The organism is Geobacter benzoatilyticus (assembly GCF_017338855.1).
GTDB classification, from domain to species: Bacteria; Desulfobacterota; Desulfuromonadia; order Geobacterales; family Geobacteraceae; genus Geobacter; species Geobacter benzoatilyticus.
In genome coordinates, this window is sequence record NZ_CP071382.1 from 1035774 (window position 1) to 1058912 (window position 23139).

A 23139-nucleotide genomic window follows, 5' to 3' on the forward strand; every position below is an offset into this window, starting at 1 on the left:
GAAGCCGTAATAGCTTCGAATCGTGAAGCGATTACGGAGATGAACTGACTCGCCATGTCCGGCAATCCCCCGCCGGCCGGCCCCACTCAAGAGCACCACAAAGGAACCAATGGAACAATATCCTTCCCACGATCACGAACAGTTGCTGGAACTGGCCACCATGCGGATGCCCTTTGGCAAATATCAGGGGCGCCGCCTCATCGACCTGCCGGAGCCATATGTGGTATGGTTCGCCGGGCAGGGCTTTCCCGAAGGGAAGCTGGGCACCATGCTGCGCGCCGTCTATGAAATCAAGGTAAACGGGCTCGAATATCTCTTTGACCGGTTGCGGTGACGGTACCGACAGGAATAGAATACCGAGTTCACTCTTCATTCCCCATGTGTTGAATATCGTACAAGAGGAGAAATTTAATGGCTGAAACGCATTGCGGAACGAAAGAGGATGTCCTGAGAATATTGGAGATATGCCGGGAGATAGAGGAATGCATGGCCGGGTTGTATCATTATTACGCGGAAATCTTCAGCGACACCCCGGACATGTCGAAATTGTGGGAAAAGACCGCCCGGGAAGAAGAAAATCATGCAAACCAGTTTGCCTTGGCAATCAACCTTCGCCGGCAGGGGGTTGTCCAGGCCGTCAACACTGATTTGTTCACTGCGGAAACCATACTGAACAAACTCAAATCAATTTATGCAACGGTGAAACAAACCAGGCCCGCAATAGCCGATGCGCTCCGCTCTGCCATAAAAATCGAGGAGAAGCTTGCAGCATACCACATGTCATCACTGGCTCTCTTCCAGGATGAAAGTTACAGAAAACTCTTCGAGGCAATGATGAAGAACGACCAGGGGCACATCGTTTCCCTTGAGAGGGCGTTCAAGACGGTAATGGAAAAACCTCTGTGACAAATCCGGGGGAACTGGACAGTGTCCCCACTGGAACACCGTTGGTGACGAGGGGCTGAAAACTGTGCGCTACCCATTAATATTGACGGTTTAGCACGCTGATATTTGCAGTCAGACGAGCCCAAACTTTCATTTGGACGAAAGAATTACTTTCAATCAGCCGAACAATGCCTTATCCTTTTCCCTATGAATGAGACCTTCTTTTATCCCCGCTTCATTCAGGAGCGGATGCACGAAGCGCTGGCCGACTCGCCGGTTGTGCTGGTACATGGACCGCGCCAATGCGGGAAGAGTACGCTTGCACGCAAAATCGGCGACCTTGAGGGATACTCCTACCTTACCTTTGATGACGACGTGCTTCGTGCTGCCGCCAGCGCCGACCCAATGGGCTTTGTCGGCGATTTGAGTGGCAAGGTTATTTTGGATGAGGTGCAGCGGGTACCTGAGTTGTTTACCTCTCTCAAGGTTACGATTGATCGTAATCGCACACCCGGGCGCTTTATCCTGACCGGTTCAGCCAATGTGCTTCTCCTGCCAACCCTGGCCGATTCACTTGCCGGGCGCATGGAAATCCTCCGGCTGCATCCCCTGGCACAGACAGAACTTGCAGGCGTCAGGGGTTATTTTCTGGACAACCTGTTCAGCTCAAATTTCACGCCTGGTTCCCATCAACGCTTAGGTATAGAGCTGGCAGAACGGATTGTAGCCGGCGGGTATCCGGCGGCCCTGGCGCGTTTGACCCCACGCCGCCGTTCAGCCTGGTATCGCGATTACATTGAGACCCTTGTGCAACGCGATGTGCGCCATTTGGCACGCATCAGTGCGCTGGACGCATTGCCGCGCCTGCTCACGCTGGCGGCCAGCCAGACAGCACGGCTCCTCAACATCAGCGACCTGGCGTCGCCGTTCCAGGTTAGCCGTCCGACCATCCGCGACTATCTGACCCTGCTCGGCAACGTATTTCTGGTGGATGAACTTCCCCCCTGGCACACAAACCGCCTGAGCCGCCTGATCAAGACCCCCAAATTGCACCTGGGGGACAGCGGTGTTGCCTGTTCACTGCTCGGGGTGACCGTGGATACGCTCATGGCCGACCGCCAACTCATGGGACAACTGCTGGAGACGTTTGTCTATCAGGAGTTGCGGCGACAAGCCGGTTGGCGCGAGGTTCCAACCAGGTTTTACCATTTCCGCGACAAGGATGGTGTCGAGGTCGACATTGTGTTGGAGACGGAAGGGCACCAACTGTCCGGCATAGAGGTAAAAGCTGCTGCCACCGTCACGGCAGCCGATTTTCGCGGGCTGCGAAAACTGAGGGACGCAACTGGAGAGCGTTTCTGCGCCGGGGTGGTGCTGTACGACGGCGAAATGACTGTATCCTTTGGCGACCGCCTGTTTGCCGTGCCGATCCGGACGTTGTGGGAAGAACGGTGAAGCAAAAGCCATTTGGGTAGATCATCCGGTTCACGCGCGTACGCGCGTGAACCGGTCAATAAGAAGTTGAACAAGTAAAAGTGGAGGAATAAATGGCGATTATCGTCTCGAAGAATGGGAAGGATGCGGTCAAACTTGATCCATCTGATTTCCAATTGGAAGACCATCTTCAAGAGTATATCCACCGCAATCCTGAGACGATCCCTCTTTATGAAATCAACGAAGATATTCGGCTGCTCGTATTGGCACGTGAATTCCCAACTGGAAGCGGCCCAATAGACGCTCTTGGAGTCGACCAATCTGGCCAAATATACCTCATAGAAACAAAACTCTACCGAAATAACGATAAACGTTTGGTCGTTGCACAAGTTCTGGACTATGGGGCTTCGCTCTGGCGACACAGTTTAGATTTCAGTGAATTCATCTCGATACTGGACTCCAAGGCGCAACGCGCATTTAATATGCCGTTTGAAGAGAAACTTCAGGAATTTTTTACTATTGATTTAGTGCAAACCGAGCAGCTACTCACAAATGTTCAGAAAAATCTCAATTCTGGCAATTTCAAGTTTGTCGTGCTTATGGACAAATTGCACGATCGTCTGCGGGATCTGATTATTTATATGAACAGCAACAGCAATTTCGATATTTATGCCGTTGAATTAGAATATTACCGCCACAAAGACTTCGAAATAATAATCCCACATCTTTATGGAGCAGAAGTTAAGAAAGAGATCAAGTCTTCCAAGAAAGGACTTATGCTTTCCGATGATGAAATACTACAGGCGTACACTGAAGTTGGACTGCGGAAGCAGATGGAAGATTATCTTGCCGTTTACAATGCTGTAAAAGCAGGTAGTCGAACAATATCAGGGATTTCAGTAGCGCTTGCGGCGGCCAAAACTCTCTCCTTCATTCAACCACATGACCCGTATACCACGGCATGTATAGGAATATCCCCTGGACGTATCCCACACATTGAAGTCTGGACAATAAAAGAGAAGGAATCTGCTGTTGCGAAGGCTTTAGAATTTCTATGCATTGAGCCTATTCCTATGGCAAAAGCCTCAGGGAAAGTTGGGAAAATACCTCTACAGTCATTTGACCCCATGACATTTATCAAATTCCTTGATGCGTTAGGTCAAGCATAAGAACAGCGACGTAATGTTCAACAAGGCCGGTGGACACCGACCGCCCGAAGAAACTGGGCGGGCGGGTCACCGCCCAAGCCGTTGAACAATCACACACTGCCTGAGACAAAGATCACTGTATACTAAAGGATGAGCTTTATAATGCCCATTCCACCCTCTTCCACCCTCAGGGAGATTCCCATGACCAACCAACACATCGACCCTTCCGGCCTCGTCCCCCCCGAGCGGGACGCCTGCGCCATCATCTGCTACATCAACAAGGAGGCCCGCCCCACACACGGTAACGTCCAGCGGACCATCGAGGCGCTCATCAAGATGGGGCATCGGGCCGGGGAGATCAACGGCGAGGGGGACGGCTGCGGCGTGCTGACCGACATCCCCCGGATGATCTGGCGGGAGGTGCTGGCCGGCGCCGGCCACGACCCGAACCTGGCCGAGGCGCCCGGTTTCGCGGTGGGGCATCTCCTCCTGCCGAAGGAGGCCACGGCGGCGGACCCGCAACTCCAGGAAAAGATCCTCGCCCGCTTTGCCGCGGCGGGGGTGCAGCTCCTGGTGGAGCGCCCCGGCATAGTCCGGAGCGAGGTGCTCTCCAGCCGCGCCCGGGAGGGGGAGCCACTTTTCTGGCAGGTGGCGCTTCTCTGCCCGGAGAAGGTGGCCGCACCGGCCCTTCTCTTTGAGCTCCAGACTTCCATCGAGCGGGATTTCCCGGTACACGTGGCGTCGCTCTCGGCGGACGTCACGGCCTGGAAGGTCCACGGCGCGCCGGAACTCCTCTCCCGCTACTACCCGGAGTTGAAGCGCCGGGAGTTCCTCTCCTCGGTCACCATCGGCCACAGCCGCTACTCCACCAACACCCTCCCCACGGTGCTCCGGGCCCAGCCCTTCTCGCTCCTGGGGCACAACGGGGAGATCAACACCATCGCCCGGCTCCGGGAGGAGGCGCGGATGATGGGGATACCCCTTTTCGCCGACGGCTCCGACTCCCAGGACCTGAACCGGACCCTGGAAGGGCTCATGTTCCGCTACGGCCTCACCATCTTCGAGGCCATGGAGGTGGTCTTTCCCCCCATTTTCAGCGCCATGGACGGCATGGTGCCGGAGTTGCGCTCCATGTACACCTGGTTCCGCCGCTTCCTGAAGGCGAGCGCCCAGGGGCCGGCGGCCATCATCGCCCGGCACCGGGATCTCTGCATCTTCAGCGTGGATGCCATGGGGCTTCGCCCCCTCTGGGTGGGTGAGACGACCAAGGAGATCTTCGCCTCCTCGGAGTTGGGGGTGGTCCCCCACGAAGAAATCCTGGCCGACCCGAAACCCCTGGCCCCCGGCGAGAAGGTGGGGGTGCGGATCGCGGCGGGGCGCACGGTGGAGCTCATGGACCATCCGGCCCTGCGGCAGGAGGTCTACCAGAGCTTCCGGAAACGGACGAACCTCCCGGCCCAGGAAAAGGCCCTGATGGCGGCGGGTTGTGCAGTGTCAATCCATGAACTGCCCCTACAGGCCCGATGGCAACGCAGCGCCAGGCTCCACCAGGACAACCTAATGTCCGCCTTCGCCTGGAAATCCAGCGACCTCTCCAATCTCCGGGAGATGGCAAAGAGCGGCTCCGACCCCATCGCGTCCCTCGGCTACGACGGCCCCCTGGCCTCCCTATCCAACCAGCGCCAGAACCTCTCCGACTATTTCAAGGAGCAGGTGGCGGTAGTGACCAACCCGGCCATCGACCGGGAGCGGGAGGCGGAACACTTCTCTACCCGTGTCTACCTGGGACCCCGCCCCCTGTTCCGGGGTCCGGCCCGGCCGGGGGTGGCCCTTGAGGTCCCCCTTCTGACCGGCGGCCGCCGTACCGGGGCAAGCGCGGATGACGCGGCCCTGGCCCGGGAGTTCGGCACCGTCACCCTGGAAAGGCTCATTGCCTCCTTCGGCACGGGGAAGGGGCGCTGCCGGGTGATTCCCTGTTTCATGGGGAAAGACGAGGGGCTTGGCGCAGCCCTGGCGCGCCTCAGCCGTGAAGCAACCGAGGCGGTAACCCGCGGCGCGGCAATGCTTCTGCTGGATGACAGCGACTGCTTCGCGCCGGGCAAGAGCTTCATCGATCCGTTTCTGGTGACGGCGGTCCTCCACAAGGGTCTCAAGGAGACCACCGACCCCACGGGCGAGAGCCTGCGACGCCGGGCATCCCTGGTGGTTCGCTCCGGGGCGCTCCGGAGTCTCCACGATCTCATCTTCGCCCTCGGCATGGGGGCAGACGCCCTCTGCCCCTACCTCATGTGGGAAGGGGCCGGCGACGCGGCCGGGGTGAAGAATCTCTTTTCCGTCCTGTCCAAGGGGCTGGAGAAGGTCATCTCCACCATGGGAACCCACGAGATCGGGGGGTACGGCAAGTACTTCGCCTCCATCGGCCTCTGCGGGCATCTGGCGGGGATCTTCGAGACCCCCAACTTCTGCGGCTCGGGACAGGGGGGGCTCACCCTGGAGCGGCTGGAGGCCGAGAACCGCTCCCGCTCCGCCGTGGCCCGCAGCCGTCAGAAACAGCCGGTGCCGGTCCAGTTCCGCCTCTATCCGAAAATCTGGAAGATGGTTGGGGCCGTGGCCAAGATGGAGGAAACCTATGCCGACCTCTCCCGCCTCATCCAGCAGTACGAGGCGGAGACCCCCCTGGCCATCCGGCACCTGCTCGATCTCCGCTACACCCCGGAGTTGACCGTGGACCCGGACGAAGTGGACACGGGCATCGGGGACCACAGCCTCCCGATCCTCTTCTCGGCCATGAGCTTCGGCTCCCAGGGGGAGACGCCGTTCCGGATTTACGCCGAGGCGGCCAAGCGCCTCAACATCGTCTGCATGAACGGCGAGGGGGGCGAGATAGCCGACATGCTGGGGTGGTACCGGAAGAACCGGGGGCAGCAGATCGCTTCGGGGCGCTTCGGGGTGAACATGGCATTCCTCAACTCCGCCGACTTCCTGGAGATCAAGGTGGGGCAAGGGGCCAAGCCGGGCGAAGGGGGGCACCTCCCCGGCTTCAAGGTGACGGCCAAGATCGCGGCGGCCCGCCACGCGACGCCGGGGGTCTCCCTCATCTCGCCATCCAACAACCACGACATCTACTCCATCGAGGACCTGGCCCAGATCGTGGAAGAACTGCGCACCGCCAATCCTCAGGCCCGCATCTCGGTGAAGGTGCCGGCGGTGGCCGGGATCGGCACCATCGCCCTGGGGGTCGCCAAGGCGGGGGCCGACATCATCACCATCAGCGGCTACGACGGCGGCACCGGCGCGGCCCGCAAGCACGCCATCAAGTTCGTGGGGCTGCCTGCGGAGATCGGGGTATCCGAGGCCCACAAAGCGCTCGTTGCGGCAGGGATGAGGCAAAAGGTGGAAATTTGGGCCGACGGCGGCGCACGCACGGGGCGCGACGTGGTGAAGCTCATGCTCCTGGGGGCCAACCGGGTCGGCTTCGGCACCATGGCCATGGTGGTCATCGGCTGCACCGCCTGCCGGGGCTGCCATCTCGGTACCTGCCACGTGGGGATCGCCACCCAGATCGAGACCACGGAGGAGGCGGAAGCGAAGGGGCTGAAACGCTTCGTGCCGCGGGTGCTGGAAAACGGAGTCATCTACATGTGCACCTTCTTCCGGGGAATGAGTCGGGAAATCCGGATCCTCACCGCCAAGCTCGGCTTCCGGCGGACCCAGGATCTGGTGGGGCGGAGCGATCTGCTGATTCAGTCCCGGGGGCTCGACCGCCTCGATCTGACGGAGCTTGTCCGGCCGGCCCAGCGTGCCGAAACCTCCACCTTTGAGCCCGAGGTGCGGATCATCCGCAAGCCCCTCAACTACCTCACCTCGCTCATCTCCGGGCTCGTGACCGACGCCTTTGCCGCCGGCGAGGAGCGGGTCCGCTACGACGACGATAACGCCACCAGCTCCGACCGGGCCATCGGCACCCACCTGGCCGGGGCCTATGTGCGGGGGGTGGCGGAGGGGCGCTTCAGCCCAGGCCAGAATGCCCTTCTCCAGTTCCACCGGGACGCCATCCCGGGCAACGGCCTGGCCGCCTTTTCCATCGACCGGATCGACATCCGGGTGGAAGGGGGTGCCCAGGACGGGGTCGGCAAGTGCGCCTCCGGCGGCAGTATCGTCATCCTCAAGGGGGAAAACCGGGAGGGGCGCCGGGTCGGGGGGACCGTGGGCAAGGGACTCGCCTACGGCGCCCAGGGGGGTACCTTCCTCATCCAGGGGGATGCCGACAGCCGTGCCTGCATCCGCCTCTCCGGTGCCGACGTGGTCTTCGGCTCCCGCGTCCGGGAACCCCTGGACGACTCCCGGGGAGACATGGCCTGCCGGGCCAACCTGAAGGGGTTCGCCTTCGAGTACATGACCGCCGGCCGGGTGGTGGTACTGGGAGACCCCGGCCCCTGGATCTGCTCCGGCATGACCGGCGGCGTGGTTTACTGCCACCGGGACGAAGCCATGGGGCTCGACCGGGAATCGCTTCGCCGCCGGCTCGCCAAGGGAGCGGGGGTGGAGATCCGGGACATTGAAGAAGAAGATGTGGCAAACATCGGGGAACTGCTCCTGGCATACCATCGGGAGCTTCTCCACTCCCACCAGGAGGAAGAAGCCGACGCCGTGGAGAGAATCATGGGTGGAGCACGGAGCAGTTTCGTGAAGATCGTCCCGGAAAAAAATATTGTTACCCCAAAGAGTACGGAGTGATACAATTCCTCCCATAAACATCAGTTTTCGACCGGCCCTTCTCCCGGAGGGAGAATGCAAAAGGTACCAAGGAGGTAGAGCAATGGCCCGCAATGTTTATGTCGAGAAAGATGTCTGCATCAGCTGCGGTCTCTGCGTAGAAATGGTCCCCGAAGTGTTCCGCTTTGACGACGACAACCTAGCCGAGGTCCACGAACCGGCGGGAGCACCCGAGGAGAAAATCCAGGAGGCCATAGACGCCTGCCCCGTGGCCTGCATCCACTGGGGATAATCCAATGTTACAGGGAAACACATGCGTATCCTGATTCTGAACTGCCGGGGCTATTCCATCTATTTCCGCCTTTTCGACTGGTCAACGCGAACCGTCCTCGCCCGGGGGGACGTGGACCGGATCGAACTGGGCGACTCGTGCATCACCATGGAAGTACCGGGACACGATCCCTACCATCTTGAATCCGACTGCCCCACTTTCGGCGCCGGCGTGGCCCTCATCATCTCAGCCCTGACCCACCCCCTGGAAGGACCCCTCCAACGGGTGGAGCAGATCACCGCCGTTGGACACCGGGTAGCCCATGGAGGCGAGCAGTTCTCCGCCTCCATACCCATCGACGGAGAAGTCATCAGCGCGGTGCGGAGCTTCGAAGAGCTGGCGCCGCTCCATATCCCCGCCAACCTGGCAGGGATCGAGGGTGCCCTGGAAGTCCTCCCCGACATCCCCCACGTGGCGGTCTTCGACTCGGCTTTCCACCAGACGATGCCGCTCCATGCCTACCTCTACCCCCTCCCCTGGGAATGGTACGAGAAGCACGGCGTCAGGCGCTACGGCTTCCACGGCGCCTCCCACTGCTACGCGGCACGACGCGGAGCGGCGCTCTTGGAGCGCAAACCCGCCCAATGTAACCTGGTAACTATCCACATCGGCAACGGCCTTTCACTCTGCGCCGTTGAAGGTGGGCGCTCCATCGACACGAGCATGGGGCTCACCCCCCTGGAAGGGACCATGATGGGAACCCGCTGCGGCTCCATCGATCCCGGCATTCCCCCCTTCATCATGCAGGAGGAGCAGCTCACCGCCCGGGACATGGAACGGATCCTCAACCAGCGGAGCGGAGCCACGGGAATAACCGGAATGAAGCTGGAACGGCCGGCAGTGCTGGAACGGGCCATCAATGGGGATGAGCGGTGCCTCATGGCCATCGACATGCAGGCCTACAGCATCAAAAAGCATATCGGCGGCTACATAGCGGCCCTCGGCCGGGTGGACGCCCTGGTCTTCAGCACCGCTTCGGGCGAAGGGGAGTGGATCGTACGGGAGAAGGCCCTTGCCGGCATGGAGATATTCGGCATCCGGCTCGACCGGGAGCGGAACCGGGCGGCCCGTTCCGTGGACCGGGAGGAGCGGATCAGCGCAGACGGCTCACCCGTGGCGGTCTACGTCATCCCCACTGAAGAGGAGATGGTCTATGCCGAAGAGGTGGCAGCCGTCATGAACGGCACCGGACTGATGACATGTCCCTGAAATGGGGTAAACTTTATTCCGGACCACAACAAAAGGAGGCAGCCATGTCGCTGGAAGGGAAAAAAGCTCCGGACTTCACCCTTGAAGGGAGCGACGGAAAGAAGCACTCCCTGAAAGAGTATGCGGGCAAGACCACCGTCATCTACTTCTACCCCAAGGACAGCACCCCCGGCTGAACGAAAGAGGCCACCGGCTTCCGTGATCTGAAGCCGGAATTCGACAAACTGGGCGTTTGCCTCCTTGGCGTAAGCAAGGACAGCCTCAAGGCCCACGAAAAATTCATCGGGAACCAGAATATCCCCTTCACCCTCCTCTCGGACCCCGACATGACCATGATGAAGGCCTACGGCGCCTTCGGCGAGAAGCTCCTGTACGGCAAGACCGCCCTGGGGGTCACCCGTTCCACCGTGGTGGTGGGCCCCGACGGCACAGTGGTAAAACACTGGGCCAAGGTGGCCAAGGCCGACGCCCACCCGGCCCAGGTGCTTGAATTTCTGCAAAAACGGTAACGGCGGGGGTTTCCCGCCTTTTCTTCGCGCCCTTGCACCCTCCCCCTGCCCCTCCCATCGAAGGGAGGGGGGCCTTAAACTCCCTCTCCCCTTTGTGGGATAGGGCTAGGGAGAGGGGGAAAAGGGGCGGGAAAAACCAATCCGAACATTACACCGTTGACTTAAACCCCGATTGCGCTAAAGTATGAGCTCGGCATTTCACTCGACGTCAAGGAGAGTAGAATGCAGCCAGCCGCCGCCACAACCCATTCTTTTTTTCCAAGCCTGCCGCCCGAGTTCCTTCCCCTGGCGCTCTATACCCTTGCGGCGACTTTGCTGATCGCCGTACTTCTTCTTGCCGCCTGGTGGCTCGGCTCCAAGGCCACCAACCGCAACAAGGAACTCCCCTACGAATCCGGCGTCATCCCCACGGGGAGCGCCCGCCTCGCCTACCCGGTCCCCTTCTACCTGATCGCCATCTTCTTCATCGTCTTCGACGTGGAAGCGGCCTTCATCTTCGCCTGGGCCACGGCCTGGCGGGAACTGGGACTGGCGGGGCTCGTCCATATCACCTTCTTCATCGTCATCCTCCTCCTGGGGCTGGTCTGGCTCTGGATGAAAGGGGGCCTCGACTGGGGCCCGTCCCGTGAACGGAGGGCCCATGGAAGAGACTGAAATTTCACAGAACATAGTACTGGCCCGCCTGGACGACCTCATCAACTGGGGGCGGGCCAACTCCCTCTGGCCGATGTTCTTTGGGCTCTCCTGCTGCTTCGTGGAGATGATGACCTCCTTCACCTCCCGCTACGACGTCTCCCGCTTCGGGGCCGAGGTGCTCCGGGGGACCCCCCGGGAGGCGGACCTCATGGTCATCGCCGGGACGGTCTTCAAGAAGATGGCCCCTTCCATCCTCCGCCTCTACGAGCAGATGGCCGAACCCAAGTGGGTCATCTCCATGGGGAGCTGCGCCAACTCCGGCGGCATGTACGACGTCTACAGCGTGGTCCAGGGGGTGAACCAGATCATCCCGGTGGATGTCCACATCCCCGGCTGCCCGCCTCGCCCCGAGGCGTTCCTCCAGGGGCTCATGCTCCTGCAGGAGAAGATCAGACGGGACGAGCACCCCGCCCGGAAGGTCCTGCACATGAGCGGCGGGACCGAGGGAACGGTCAGGCCTGTCCTCGTGGATGGCGAGACCAAATCCCGCGACACCCGGGGTCCCGGCATGGAGGGGGCCACCATACGCGGCACTTCGGTGCAGCACCCGAATTTCCGGATGCCCCGCTCCGACGAAATGTGGCGCCCCCCCGCCCCGAAGCACGACTACCCAGGCTTCGGCCTTACCGGCGAACTGGAGACGGTTTTCGACCACCGGGTGACGGTGGACCCCGCCGCCACCGACATGCTCACCTACCGCTGCCCGCCGGAGCTGGTGCCCGAGGTGCTGCGGCATCTCAAAACCCGTGTTTCAGCCCCCTTCCGGCGGCTGGAGGACGTGGCCTGCGTGGACGAATCGTGCCGCCGGGAGCGGGAGCGGTTCCCGGACTTCACCGTCAACTACCACCTCCTGAACTTCGACCAACCCGGCCATCTGCGGATCAAGACGGAACTGGCAGGAGATGCCCCGGAGCTTCCGAGCGCGACCGGCGTCTTCCCGGCCGCCGACTGGTACGAGCGGGAAGCCTTCGACATGTACGGCATCCGCTTCGCCGGCCACCCGAACCTGCGCCGCATCCTCATGCCGCCGGACTGGGAGGGGCATCCCCTGCGGAAGGAGCACCCGTTCCGGGCCACGGAGATGGCCCCCTACACCACCGACGACGCCCGGCGCCACCAGGCCCTGCCGGCCTCTGATTTCTTCGATAGAATTGATGAAGAGACCCTGATCCTGAACCTCGGCCCCCAGCATCCGGGGACCCACGGCATCATCCGCTTCATCCTGAAGCTGGACGGCGAAGAGATCGTGGACATGGACACCGACATCGGCTACCACCACCGTGGAGCCGAGAAGATCGGCGAACGCCAGCACTGGAACCAGTTCATCCCCTACACCGACCGGATCGACTACCTGGCCGGGGTCCAGAACAACCTGGCCTACGTGAACAGCGTGGAGCGGCTCTGCGGCATCACCGTTCCCGACCGGGCCATCGCCATCCGGGTCATGCTGGCCGAGCTCTTCCGGATCGCCAGCCATCTGGTCTGGCTCGGCACCTTTGCCGCCGACGTGGGGGCCATGACCCCGGTCTTCTACACCTTCACCGACCGGGAGAAGATCTTCGACATCGTGGAGATGGTCACCGGCGGCCGTATGCACCCCTCCTGGTTCCGGATCGGCGGCGTGGCCGAAGACATCCCCGAGGGGTGGGACGGAGCGGTGAAGGCGTTTCTCGACTGGATGCCGGGCCGGCTGAAGGAATACGAGGACCTCCTGAAGGGAAACCCCATCTTCAAGGCGCGGCTGAAAGGAGTCGGCGCCATCACGAAAGACGAGGCCATGGAGTGGGGAGTCACCGGCCCCAACCTGCGGGCCTGCGGCGTGGCTTGGGACCTGCGAAAGAAGATTCCATACAACGGCTACCAGCATTTCCACTTCGAGATCCCCACGGAAGAAGGGGGGGACTGCTGGGCCCGCTACCGGATGAGGATCGAGGAGATCCGCCAGTCGCTCCATATCGTCCGGCAGTGCTGGAAGGAGATGCCCGCCGGGCGGTGGATTACCGACGACTACCGCTACGTCCTCCCCAAGAAGCGGGACACGCTCCACGACATCGAATCCCTCATCCACCACTTTATCAACGCCACGCGGGGGATGGCGCCCCCCAAGGGGGAGAACTACAGCGCCATCGAGGCCCCCAAGGGGGAGAACGGCTACTTCGTGGTGAGCGACGGCCTCAACGTCCCGTACCGGGTCCGGATCAAGACCCCGAGCTTCCCCCATATCCAGGCCCTCCCGCTCATGAGCCGGGGGTGGCTCGTGGCGGATTTTCTGGCCATCATCGGGTCCATCGACTTCGTGCTGGCGGATCTGGACCGTTGAAAATCGTTATGTCCACCACAGAGACACGGAGACACAGGGAACTGCAAAATCGAAAAGCTTTTTCTGGCTTAAATCCTTAAAATCTTAAAGGTTTTCTCTGTGTCTCCGTGTCTCTGTGGTAAAAAGGTTTTTATGCTTCCTGACAAGCTGAAATCAGAGTTGAAGGCCCGCATCGCCCACGCCGTCACCAACCGCGAGGCGGCGGTGGACGTCATTAAGGAGTTGCAGCGCCACTACGGCTGGCTCACCGACGAGGCGGTGGCCGAGGCGGCGGCGCTCCTGGGGCTGACGCCGCTCCAGGTGGAGGAGCTGGCCACCTTCTACGAGATGATTTATCGCCGCCCCGTGGGGAAGCGGGTGATCCACGTCTGCGACTCCATCTCCTGCTGGGCCATGGGTGGGGAGAGCCTCATGGCGCACCTGGCGACAGCCTTCGGCATCGAGCCGGGGGGGACCACGGCGGACGGGCTCTTCACGCTCCTCCCCTGCTGCTGCCTCGGCAACTGCGGCGAAGCGCCGACCCTCATGGTGGGCGACACCCTCCACGGCCGGGTGACGCCGGAGCGGGCAGCGGAGATCCTGGCGGCGGAGCGGCAGGCGCTTGCTTCCAAGGAGGGATGAGCAATGGTCAGGATTAAGCGGGTCTATGACGAACCGGCGGCCGAGGACGGGAAGCGCATCCTCGTTGACCGGCTCTGGCCCCGGGGGATTGCGAAGGAGAAGGCCCGCATCGACGAGTGGCTGAAGGAGATCGCCCCGAGCGATGAACTGAGAAAGTGGTTCGGCCACGACCCGGCAAAGTGGGAGGAGTTCCGGGAGCGGTACCGGCGGGAATTGGAGGCGAAGGCGGAGCTTCTGGGCGGGCTTCGGAAGCTGGCATCAGAGGGAACGGTGACGCTTCTATTTGCCGCAAAGGATGAAGAGCACAACAACGCGGTGGCGCTGAGGGAGATGCTCGATTAACCCCATGGAACAGGTCCTATTCCGACATAACCGCCCCGGCCGGTGCGTGACCTTTGCCGAGTACCGGGCCGAGGGTGGCTTCGCGGCCCTGGAGAAGGCCCTCTCCGGCATGTCCCCCAATGACGTCCAGCAGGCGGTGATCGACTCGAACCTGCGGGGGCGGGGCGGCGCCGGGTTCCCCACGGGGAAGAAATGGTCCTTCGTCCCCAGGGACATCCCCGGCCCCCGCCATCTCATCTGCAACTGCGACGAGATGGAGCCGGGGACCTACAAGGACCGGATTCTCCTGGAGGCGAACCCCTACTCGCTGGTGGAGGGGATAACCCTGGCCGCCTACGCCATCGGCGTGGCCCATGCCTTCATCTTCATCCGGCGAGGCTACGAGGAGGCGGCGGAGAACTGCCGCCGGGCCATAGCCGAGGCAAAAGCTGCGGGCTTCCTGGGCAATAACATCCTCGGCTCCGGCTTCTCCCTGGAGCTGGACGTCCACAAGTCCGCCGGGCGCTACATCTGCGGCGAGGAAACGGCCCTCATGAACGCCCTGGAGGGAAAACGGGCCAACCCTCGCTCCAAGCCCCCCTTCCCGGCGGTGAAGGGGCTATGGGGGCGCCCCACGGTGGTGAACAACGTGGAGACCCTGGCCAACATCCCGGCCATCATCACGGGGGGAGCCGCCTGGTTCAAGGGGCTGGCACGGATTCCCGAGGCCGCGGGGATGAAGCTCTTCTGCGTGAGCGGCCCGGTGCAAAACGCTGCCTGCTTCGAGCTCCCCCTGGGGATGACCCTCGGCGAGATCATCGACGGCCCCTGCGGCGGCATGCTGCCGGGGCGGGAGTTCAAGGCGTGCATCCCCGGCGGGGCGTCAACGCCATTCTTCACCAGGGCCCACTGGAATGTACCCATGGATTTCGACACCGTGGCCAAGGCCGGGTCGCGGCTCGGCACCGGCGGCATCGTGGTCCTCGACCAGAACACCTGCATGGTGGCGGCAACCCTGAACCTGGTCTCCTTCTATGCCCGGGAATCGTGCGGCTGGTGCACCCCCTGCCGGGAAGGGCTCCCCTTCGTGCGGGACGTCCTGACCCGAATCGAGGCGGGCGCGGGGCGGGAGGAGCATATCGGCATCCTCCGGGAGCACGTGCAGTATCTCAACTACGCCTTCTGCCCCCTGGCCCCCGGCGCCATGGGACCGGTGGAAGGGCTTCTGCGCCTCTTCGAGGATGAGGTCCGGGAACATATAGTCTTGGGGCGCTGCCCGATTGGGCGTTGATTTTTGCCACCGGAACCGCATGTTCCGGGGCGGGTTTTTACAATATGCCGAAACTTATTATCGACCACATAACGGTTGAAGTCCCCGCCGGCACCAGCGTCCTGGAGGCGGCCAAGACCGTGGGGATCTGGATCCCACACTTCTGCTACCACCCGGCACTGGGGAGCGTGGGGGCATGCCGGCTCTGCGCCGTGAAGCTGCTGGACGGGCCGGTGAAGGGGATCCAGATGTCGTGCATGCTCCCGGCCCAGGACGGCATGGTGGTTTCCACCACCGACCCCGATGCCCTGAAGATGCGAAGCCTCGTCATCGAGTGGCTCATGACCAACCACCCCCACGACTGCCCGGTCTGCGACGAGGGGGGCGAATGCCTCCTGCAGGACTACACTGTTGCCGGGGGCCACGGCATCCGCCGCTTCGAGGGGAAGAAGCGGACCCATGTGAACCAGGAGCTGGGGCCATACATCCAGCACGAGATGAACCGCTGCATCCAGTGCTACCGCTGCGTCCGCTTTTACCAGGAGTACGCCGGCGGCAGCGACTTCGGGGTCATGGGGAGCGCCCGGCGGGTCTACTACGGCCGGTTCCAGGAGGGGACGCTGGAATCCCCCTTCTCGGGAAACCTCGTGGACATCTGCCCCACCGGGGTCTTCACCGACAAGACCGCCCGGTTCCGGGCCCGCTACTGGGACTACGAAATGGCCCCCTCGGTCTGCCCCTGGTGCTCCCTTGGCTGCAACACCGTGCCGGCGGCCCGCTACCGGGAGCTCCTGAAGACAATGGCACGGGAGAACCCAGCCGTGAACGGCCACTTCATCTGCGACCGGGGGAGGTTCGGCAACGCCGCCGTGAACGACCCGGCCCGCCCCCGCGTGCCCCTGGTGGACGGGGAGGAGGTTTCGTGGGATGCCGCCCTCGACGCCCTCATGCTGCGGGTTACCGAGCTGGGGGATACGTACGGCCCCGGAAGCCTGGCAGTGGTCGGCTCGCCGCGGCTGGCGCTGGAGGGAAACATTCTCCTGGCGCGGCTGGCCGAAGCACTCGGCGCGGGGCACCTCTGCTACTTTGCCGGCAGGGAGGAGGGGGCGCGGGTTTCCGCAGCCGCCTCCCTGCTCTCCGGCAGCAACGCCGCCTCCATGGCGGATGTGCGGAATGCGGACTGCGTGGTCATCCTCGAAGCGGACCTCCGGGCCGAAGGGCCCATGATGCTCCTGGCGGTCCGGCAGGCCTGGCGCCATGGCGCTCCGGTCTTCCTGGTGGGGAACCATTCCCCCCTGGACCAGGCCCGGACCGTTTCAATGGAAGCCATCGAGCTCAGCTTTCTGGAAGAGGTTCCCCTGGCGATATTCGAGCGCCCCGTGGTCATCTGCGGCACCAGGAACAACACCCCCGCCGCCATCGAGCTCCTTGCCCGGGCCGAGGCCAAAATCGCCTGCCTCCTCCCCGGTCCCAACGCCTTCGGGGCGGGACTCCTGGCGCAGGAGCACGGCTCCGTCAGCTTGGAAGAGGCAGTGGCCTCCGGGGGCGTCAAAGGGATCATCGCCATAGAGGCCGACATCCCCGAAGATCTGCCGGCGCGGGTCCCCTTTCTCGTCGCCGCCGACTGGCTCCCCACGGAGACGGTCCGGCAGGCCGGGATCGTACTCCCCACCGCCGCCTGGGTGGAAGCGGACGGCACCTACGTCAATAACGAAGGGCGAGCCCAGCGCTTCCGCAAAGCCATGGCCTCCGGGTTCCCCATCCGTGGACTCCCGGCCCGCTACCACGCCTCCCCCGACAAGCCGGTCCCCTTCCATCCGCCGCGGGTGCACCGGAGCGCCCCGCCGGGCGGTGAACCCCGGCCAGCATGGCGGATCGTAGCGGAACTCACTAAGCGCTGTGGAGGGGATACGGTAGCCGAGCCCTTCGAGGGACGGTGGGAGGTGCTGCGGGGCCTTGATCCGGAAGGGAAAGGAGTGAGACTGCAACCCTGAAAAGGGAACCCTGAAAAGGGGACAAACCCTGAAAAGGGGACAACCCTGAAAAGGGGACAAACCCTGAAAAGGGGACAGGCTGCTTTATTGATGTCCAAAACCCTGAAAAGGGGACAAACCCTGAAAAGGGGACAGGCTGCTTTATTGATGTCCAAAAGGATTTACCACCATGCCAACCGTTTTGAGAATAGGCTCCTTCCGCTTCCATTTCTATTCCGACGAACGGAACGAGCCACCGCACATTCATGTTGAAACGCCCGAAGGGGAATGCAAGTTCTGGCTCGACCCAATCGTTCTTGCCCGCAACAAAGGGGTTCCGCCCTTAGTTGTGCGGGCAATAGAACGGCTGGTTTTTGAGCACCAAGTCTACCTTAAGGAGAAATACCATGAATACCACAACCCATAGCATCGAAATGCCTGAACCTGCCGCAATCCGGGTATGGGTCGAGAAGCGGACCGTCTTTCTGGAACTTACCGATGGACGTATCATTGGTTTTCCGGCAGACCGGTTCAAAATCCTTTCGCGGGCCACCGACGAACAGCTCCAGGATGTCACCCTACGGCTTAACGGGCATGCACTGCGTTGGGAAGAACTGGACGAGGACATAACGGTGCCAGGCATCGTGGCCGGCAACTTTCAGCTTCCGTACATGAAAGAGGCTTCGTAGGAAGAAAGCACTGAATGTCACCCATCGCCCTCGACATAGCCATCCACCTGGCAAAGATCGCCCTGATCTTCTTCGTGGTGCTGACGCTGGCGGCGTACCTGGTCTTTGCCGAGCGGAAGGTGCTGGCCTGGATCCAGGACCGCAAGGGGCCGAACCGGGTGGGGCCCTTCGGGCTGCTGCAGCCGTTGGCGGATCTCATCAAGCTCCTGACCAAGGAGGACTTCCGCCCGGCCGGGGCCGACAAGTGGCTCTTCTATCTGGCGCCGGCCATGGCGGCGATCCCCGCCATCCTCACCTTTGCGGTGATTCCTTTCGGGGCGCCGGTGACCCTATTCGGCCGGGAGATTCCGCTCCAGGTGGCGGACCTGAACGTGGGGCTCCTTTTCTTCATGGCGCTTTCGTCCATCGCGGTGTACGGGGTGGCCCTGGGGGGGTGGGCGTCCAACTCCAAGTACGCGCTCCTGGGCTCCATCCGGGGGCTGGCCCAGCTCATCTCCTACGAGCTATCCATGGGGCTGGCGCTGGTGCCCACGGTGATGCTGGCGGGGTCGCTCCGGCTGTCGGACATCGTGGCGGCCCAGGAAGGGATCTGGTTCATCGTCTATCAGCCCGTGGCGTTCGTGATCTTTCTCATCAGCATCGCGGCGGAATGCAAGCGGATCCCCTTCGACATCCCCGAAGCGGAGGGGGAGCTGGTGGCCGGGTTCCACACCGAGTACTCGGGGATGCGCTTCGGCCTCTTCTTCGTGGGGGAGTATATCAACATCATCGTCCTGGGGGGGCTGGCGACGACGTTTTTCCTGGGGGGATGGCAGGGGCCGGTGCTCCCGCCGTTCGTCTGGTTCTCGGTGAAGACACTCGCCTTCGCCTTCTTCTTCATATGGATGAGGGGGACCCTGCCGCGGCTTCGCTATGACCAGCTCATGCACCTGGGGTGGAAGGTGCTGACGCCGCTGGCCCTGGTCAACATTCTCGCCACCGGATGGATACTGATGCTTCTGTAACCCGGTTTTGAACATCTTCACAAGAAAGGGGGGAATGGGAAGTCTACACCACGCATAACCGCATCACGGTCTTGAAACACGCACACTACTGGTCATTGTCACGGAGAAGTCAACTCTCACGCAAAACAGCAAAGGAGGACGTGTCATGGTTGAGAACGTGAATACGAAGGATAAGCATGGTCATACACCTCTCATCGAGGCGGCAAAAACGGGGAACGCGGATACGATCAAGGAACTCCTGACCCACGGCGCCGACATGGAGGCCAAGAGCGAAAAGGGAAAGACCGCCCTGCACTACGCGGCGGCCAACGGCCAGGTGGCGGCCATCAAGGTCTTGCTGGAGGCGGGCGCTGAAGTGGACCCCCGGGACCAGGAATGGCATACCCCCCTTATGCTGGCGGCAAATTACGGATGCAACGAGTGCGTGGAAACCCTCCTGACGGCCGGCGCTGACCCCCTGGCCAAGATGAAGCTCGGCAATACTGCCCTGACCTATGCGGAAGCGAACGGACACCCCGACACCCTGGATCTCATAAAAAAAGCCCAACGGGCCAAGGCGGGCACCGCCTGACCCGGTAACAGCCGCGGGGCGAGGCTCTCCCTCGCCCCCGCCAAGGCAACTATGGCCATTTTCGCCGATTTCAAAGCTATCGCCACGGGGCTCTTCGTCACCTGGAAGCACATCTTCCGGAAGGCGGCTACCATCGAGTACCCGGAGATAAAGCGAACCCCGGCCCCCCGCTACCGGGCGCGGATCGTGCTTACCCGCGACCCGGAAGGCGGCGAGCGCTGCGTGGCCTGCTACCTCTGCTCCGCCGCCTGCCCCGTTGACTGCATCTCCATGGAAGCGGCGGAGGACGGAAACGGGCGCCGCCATGCCCGCTGGTTCCGGATCAACTTCTCCCGCTGCATCTTCTGCGGCCTCTGCGCCGAGGCCTGCCCCACCCTTGCCATCCAGATGACCCCCGACTACGAGATCTGCGAACGGGACATCATGGAACTGGTCTACGAGAAGGAAGACCTCCTCACGGACGGCTGCGGCAAGGATCCGGCCTACAACTTCTACCGCCACGCCGGCATCGGCATCGCCCAGCCACGGGGAACGGGAGAACGGGAGGAGGAACCGGTGGACGTTCGGGGGCTGATGCCCTGACGCGCTTAAAGCAAAGCACTAACCACGGAGGACACTGAGGATCACAGAGGAAACCCGGCAACATACTCACAGGTTTTAGAACAACAAGAACGGGTTCGGGTTTCGTCTTTCTCCGTGCCCCTCTGAGTCCTCTGTGGTTTACGCTTTTAGTCTATTATGGAACAGGCTCTCTTCTACATACTGGCCGCCGTTACCATCATCGCCACGGCTCTGGCCATCACCGAAAAGCACGCGGTGCACGCCATCGTCTACCTCGTCACCTCGTTCTTCGCCCTGGCGGTGATCTTCTTCCTGCTGGGCGCGCCGGTGGTGGCGGTGTTCGAGGTGATCATCTACGCCGGCGCCATCATGGTCCTCTTCCTTTTCGTGATCATGATGCTCGATCTGGGGCATCCGGAGCGGGCCCGGCTTCCCGGCGGCCGCGACTGGTGGCCGGCCCTCGTGCTCGGCATCGTGACCGTGGCGGCGGGGCTTACCCTCGTCGCCTCCCGCGCCCCGGCGGTGACGGCAACGGGGAAGGCCGTCGGCGTCAAGGAGTTCGCCCTGGCCCTCTTCGGGAAATACGGCGTAGCGGTGGAGGTGGTCTCCATGCAGCTTCTCTTCGCCCTGGTGGGGGCACTCTACCTGGCCAAAAGGAGGGAGCGGTGATCGTACCCTTCGAGCATATCCTGATACTCGCCGGCATCCTCTTTGCCCTGGGGCTCGTCTGCGTCCTGGTCTGGCGCATGAACCTCATCATGCTCCTCATCGGCATCGAGATCATGCTCAACGCCGCCATGCTCGCCTTCGTGGGGGGAGCGGCCCGTTGGGGGATGGCCGACGGCCAGGTCTTCTCCCTCATCATCATGGCCATGACCTCCGCCGAGGTGGCCCTGGCCCTTGCCATGGTGGTCTACCTCCACCGGCGCAAGAAAACGGTGGATGCGGATGAGTTCCGGGAGTTGAAAGGATGAAGCTCTACCTCTCTCTCATACTCCTGCTGCCGCTTCTGGGAGGCACCGTCAACGCCCTGGCGGGACGCAAGCTGCCGCGCCGGGCGTGCGAGGTGCTGGCCTGCGCCGCGGTCTGGGGGGCCTTCGTCTGTGCGGCCCTGGCCTTTGTCGCCTACAAGGCCCCGGTGACGGTGGAGCTGGCCACCTGGCTGGAGGATTTCGACTTCTCCGCCCCCATCGCCCTCTATCTCGATCCCCTCTCCCTGGTGATGACGGTGATGATCACCTTCGTCTGCGGACTCATCCACCTCTACGCCGTGGGATACATGGCGGAGGAAGGGAGCCCGGCCCGGTTCTTCGCCCTCCTGAACCTCTTCGTTTTCGCCATGCTGGTGCTGGTGCTGGCGGAAAACCTGCCGCTGCTGTACCTGGGTTGGGAGGGAGTCGGCTTCTGCTCCTACGCCCTCATCGGCTTCTGGTATGACGATCCCAAGAACGCCACCGCCGGCCGCAAGGCGTTCATCACCACCCGCATCGGCGACACCGCCTTCGGCATCGGCATCGTCTGGTGCTTCCAACTCTTCCAGACTGCATCCATCACCCAGATCAACCAGATGGGAGCCGTGGTCCCCGTGGGGGTCATCACCGCCCTGGGGCTCCTGTTTCTGGCCGGGGCCATGGGGAAATCGGCCCAGGTCCCCCTCATGGTCTGGCTACCCGACGCCATGGCCGGCCCCACTCCGGTCTCGGCCCTGATCCACGCCGCCACCATGGTCACCGCCGGGGTCTACCTCATGGCCCGGATGTCGCCCCTGTTCAGCGCCTCCGCCGTGGTCATGGCCGCCGTGGCCGTGACCGGCGCCGCCACCGCCTTCTACGGCGCCTCGTGCGCCCTGGTGCAGCGGGATTTCAAGCGGGTGCTGGCCTACTCCACCATCAGCCAGATCGGCTACATGATGCTCGGGGTCGGGGCCGGGGCCGTCACCGCCGCCACGTTCCATCTCCTGGAGCACGCCTTCTTCAAGGCGCTCCTCTTCCTGGGGGCCGGCTGCGTCATCGCCGCCCTCCACCACGAGCAGGACATCTTCCGGATGGGTGGCCTGCGCCGGCGGATGCCGGTCACCTTCTGGGCCTTCCTGGCCGGGGCCGCCTGCCTGGCGGGGCTCCCCCCCACCGGCGGCTTCTTCAGCAAGGACGCCATCCTGGCCGCGGTCTGGGCCAAGGGGGGACTCCTCTACGGCGGGCTCTTCGGTGTCGGCCTCGCGGCGGCGCTCCTCACCTCCTTCTACACATTCCGGATGGTCTATCTCGTCTTCGGCGGCGAGGGGGTGAAAGAGGTCCACCATACCCCCCGCATCATGGACACCATGCTCCTCCCCCTGGCGATCCTGGGGCTCCTGGGGGGCTTCATCCATCTGCCGGCATTCCTGGCCGACGGCTGGCTCGGCCGCTTCCTGGCCACGGCCCTCACCGAAGGGGCCGCCCACCTCTCCCACGGCGAGGAAATGGCCGTGGAGGCAATCGCCGCCCTTGTGGCCATCACCGGGCTCATAGCCGCCCACCTCCGCTACGGGGGGGTGCGGCGCGGGGCGCGGATCGAGGCTGCCGCCGCGGAACCCAAAGGGATCACCGCCTTCCTCCTGAACGGCTGGTACGCGGATGCCCTCTATCGGCTCATCTTCATCCGCCCCTACGAGGCCCTGGCCGGCTTCCTCTGGCGCCGGGTTGACGAAGGGGTCATCGACGACTCCCTCGACCGCCTGGCCGACGGCCTCGGCAGGACGGGCCAGGGGCTGGGCCGCTGGAGCTGCGGACGGGTCTCGGTCTACCTCCTCAGCTTCGCGGCGGGGCTGGCGCTGATTCTGGGTTGGCTGGCGTGGGGGTGGCTGGTTTAGGGATGAAATGACGAACCTTGACAATGAAAAATG

The 23139-nt window shown here is 62.6% G+C and carries 22 protein-coding genes; all 22 read left to right on the top strand.

Annotated elements, in window-relative coordinates; genetic code table 11:
- Window positions 1-109 precede the first annotated feature (109 nt).
- Entirely contained in the window at window positions 110-334 is a 225-nt protein-coding gene (locus tag JZM60_RS04940; protein ID WP_207164407.1) for a DUF3820 family protein, read from the top strand.
- A gap of 77 nt (window positions 335-411) precedes the next feature.
- The gene (locus JZM60_RS04945; protein ID WP_207164408.1) at window positions 412-906 is read left to right on the top strand and encodes a ferritin family protein; all 495 of its coding nucleotides are present in this window, start codon (window positions 412-414) and stop codon (window positions 904-906) included.
- A 186-nt stretch (window positions 907-1092) separates the two neighbouring features.
- Complete coding sequence (locus JZM60_RS04950; protein WP_207164409.1) at window positions 1093-2340, top strand: ATP-binding protein; 1248 nt, start codon at window positions 1093-1095, stop codon at window positions 2338-2340.
- 92 nt (window positions 2341-2432) lie between these two features.
- Window positions 2433-3488, top strand: a complete 1056-nt coding sequence (locus JZM60_RS04955) for a hypothetical protein (protein WP_207164410.1) — start codon at window positions 2433-2435, stop codon at window positions 3486-3488.
- Between the two features lie 180 nt (window positions 3489-3668).
- On the top strand, window positions 3669-8204 hold the full coding sequence (locus JZM60_RS04960) for a glutamate synthase-related protein (protein ID WP_207164411.1): 4536 nt from the start codon (window positions 3669-3671) through the stop codon (window positions 8202-8204).
- A gap of 82 nt (window positions 8205-8286) precedes the next feature.
- Window positions 8287-8475 (top strand): ferredoxin, encoded by a 189-nt coding sequence (locus JZM60_RS04965; RefSeq protein ID WP_207164412.1) that lies wholly within the window; start codon window positions 8287-8289, stop codon window positions 8473-8475.
- Between the two features lie 21 nt (window positions 8476-8496).
- On the top strand, window positions 8497-9723 hold the full coding sequence (locus JZM60_RS04970; protein WP_207164413.1) for an acetate/propionate family kinase: 1227 nt from the start codon (window positions 8497-8499) through the stop codon (window positions 9721-9723).
- Window positions 9724-9767: 44 nt separating this feature from the next.
- The gene (locus JZM60_RS04975; protein WP_207164414.1) at window positions 9768-10232 is read left to right on the top strand and encodes a peroxiredoxin; all 465 of its coding nucleotides are present in this window, start codon (window positions 9768-9770) and stop codon (window positions 10230-10232) included.
- A 222-nt stretch (window positions 10233-10454) separates the two neighbouring features.
- Window positions 10455-10886 carry an NADH-quinone oxidoreductase subunit A gene (locus tag JZM60_RS04980; RefSeq protein ID WP_207164415.1) on the top strand — a complete coding sequence of 144 codons (432 nt, stop codon included), beginning with the start codon at window positions 10455-10457 and terminating at the stop codon, window positions 10884-10886.
- Window positions 10873-13248 carry an NADH-quinone oxidoreductase subunit B/C/D gene (locus JZM60_RS04985; RefSeq protein ID WP_207164416.1) on the top strand — a complete coding sequence of 792 codons (2376 nt, stop codon included), beginning with the start codon at window positions 10873-10875 and terminating at the stop codon, window positions 13246-13248. The genes JZM60_RS04980 and JZM60_RS04985 overlap by 14 nt, the downstream gene beginning before the upstream one ends.
- A 132-nt stretch (window positions 13249-13380) precedes the next feature.
- Window positions 13381-13869: an NADH-quinone oxidoreductase subunit NuoE gene (nuoE, locus tag JZM60_RS04990; RefSeq protein WP_207164417.1), complete on the top strand. Its 489-nt coding sequence runs from the start codon at window positions 13381-13383 to the stop codon at window positions 13867-13869.
- Window positions 13870-13872: 3 nt separating this feature from the next.
- A complete protein-coding gene (locus JZM60_RS04995) occupies window positions 13873-14211 on the top strand; it encodes a DUF488 domain-containing protein (RefSeq protein WP_207164418.1) in 339 nt (112 codons plus the stop codon).
- A gap of 4 nt (window positions 14212-14215) precedes the next feature.
- Window positions 14216-15481, top strand: coding sequence for a complex I 51 kDa subunit family protein (locus tag JZM60_RS05000; RefSeq protein ID WP_207164419.1), 1266 nt, complete (start codon window positions 14216-14218; stop codon window positions 15479-15481).
- Between the two features lie 44 nt (window positions 15482-15525).
- Complete coding sequence (gene nuoG / locus JZM60_RS05005; RefSeq protein WP_207164420.1) at window positions 15526-17454, top strand: NADH-quinone oxidoreductase subunit NuoG; 1929 nt, start codon at window positions 15526-15528, stop codon at window positions 17452-17454.
- A gap of 169 nt (window positions 17455-17623) precedes the next feature.
- Complete coding sequence (locus tag JZM60_RS05010) at window positions 17624-17860, top strand: DUF4160 domain-containing protein (protein ID WP_207164421.1); 237 nt, start codon at window positions 17624-17626, stop codon at window positions 17858-17860.
- Complete coding sequence (locus JZM60_RS05015) at window positions 17841-18122, top strand: DUF2442 domain-containing protein (RefSeq protein WP_207164422.1); 282 nt, start codon at window positions 17841-17843, stop codon at window positions 18120-18122. The genes JZM60_RS05010 and JZM60_RS05015 overlap by 20 nt, the downstream gene beginning before the upstream one ends.
- A gap of 14 nt (window positions 18123-18136) precedes the next feature.
- Window positions 18137-19126, top strand: coding sequence for an NADH-quinone oxidoreductase subunit NuoH (nuoH, locus tag JZM60_RS05020; protein WP_207164423.1), 990 nt, complete (start codon window positions 18137-18139; stop codon window positions 19124-19126).
- Between the two features lie 145 nt (window positions 19127-19271).
- Window positions 19272-19697 carry an ankyrin repeat domain-containing protein gene (locus JZM60_RS05025; RefSeq protein ID WP_207164424.1) on the top strand — a complete coding sequence of 142 codons (426 nt, stop codon included), beginning with the start codon at window positions 19272-19274 and terminating at the stop codon, window positions 19695-19697.
- Window positions 19698-19748: 51 nt separating this feature from the next.
- On the top strand, window positions 19749-20279 hold the full coding sequence (gene nuoI, locus JZM60_RS05030) for an NADH-quinone oxidoreductase subunit NuoI (RefSeq protein WP_207164425.1): 531 nt from the start codon (window positions 19749-19751) through the stop codon (window positions 20277-20279).
- Between the two features lie 156 nt (window positions 20280-20435).
- Window positions 20436-20927: an NADH-quinone oxidoreductase subunit J family protein gene (locus JZM60_RS05035; RefSeq protein ID WP_207164426.1), complete on the top strand. Its 492-nt coding sequence runs from the start codon at window positions 20436-20438 to the stop codon at window positions 20925-20927.
- The gene (nuoK, locus tag JZM60_RS05040) at window positions 20924-21232 is read left to right on the top strand and encodes an NADH-quinone oxidoreductase subunit NuoK (RefSeq protein ID WP_207164427.1); all 309 of its coding nucleotides are present in this window, start codon (window positions 20924-20926) and stop codon (window positions 21230-21232) included. The genes JZM60_RS05035 and nuoK overlap by 4 nt, the downstream gene beginning before the upstream one ends.
- A complete protein-coding gene (gene nuoL / locus JZM60_RS05045; RefSeq protein ID WP_207164428.1) occupies window positions 21229-23106 on the top strand; it encodes an NADH-quinone oxidoreductase subunit L in 1878 nt (625 codons plus the stop codon). Before nuoK ends, nuoL begins: the two co-directional genes overlap by 4 nt.
- Window positions 23107-23139 lie beyond the last annotated feature (33 nt).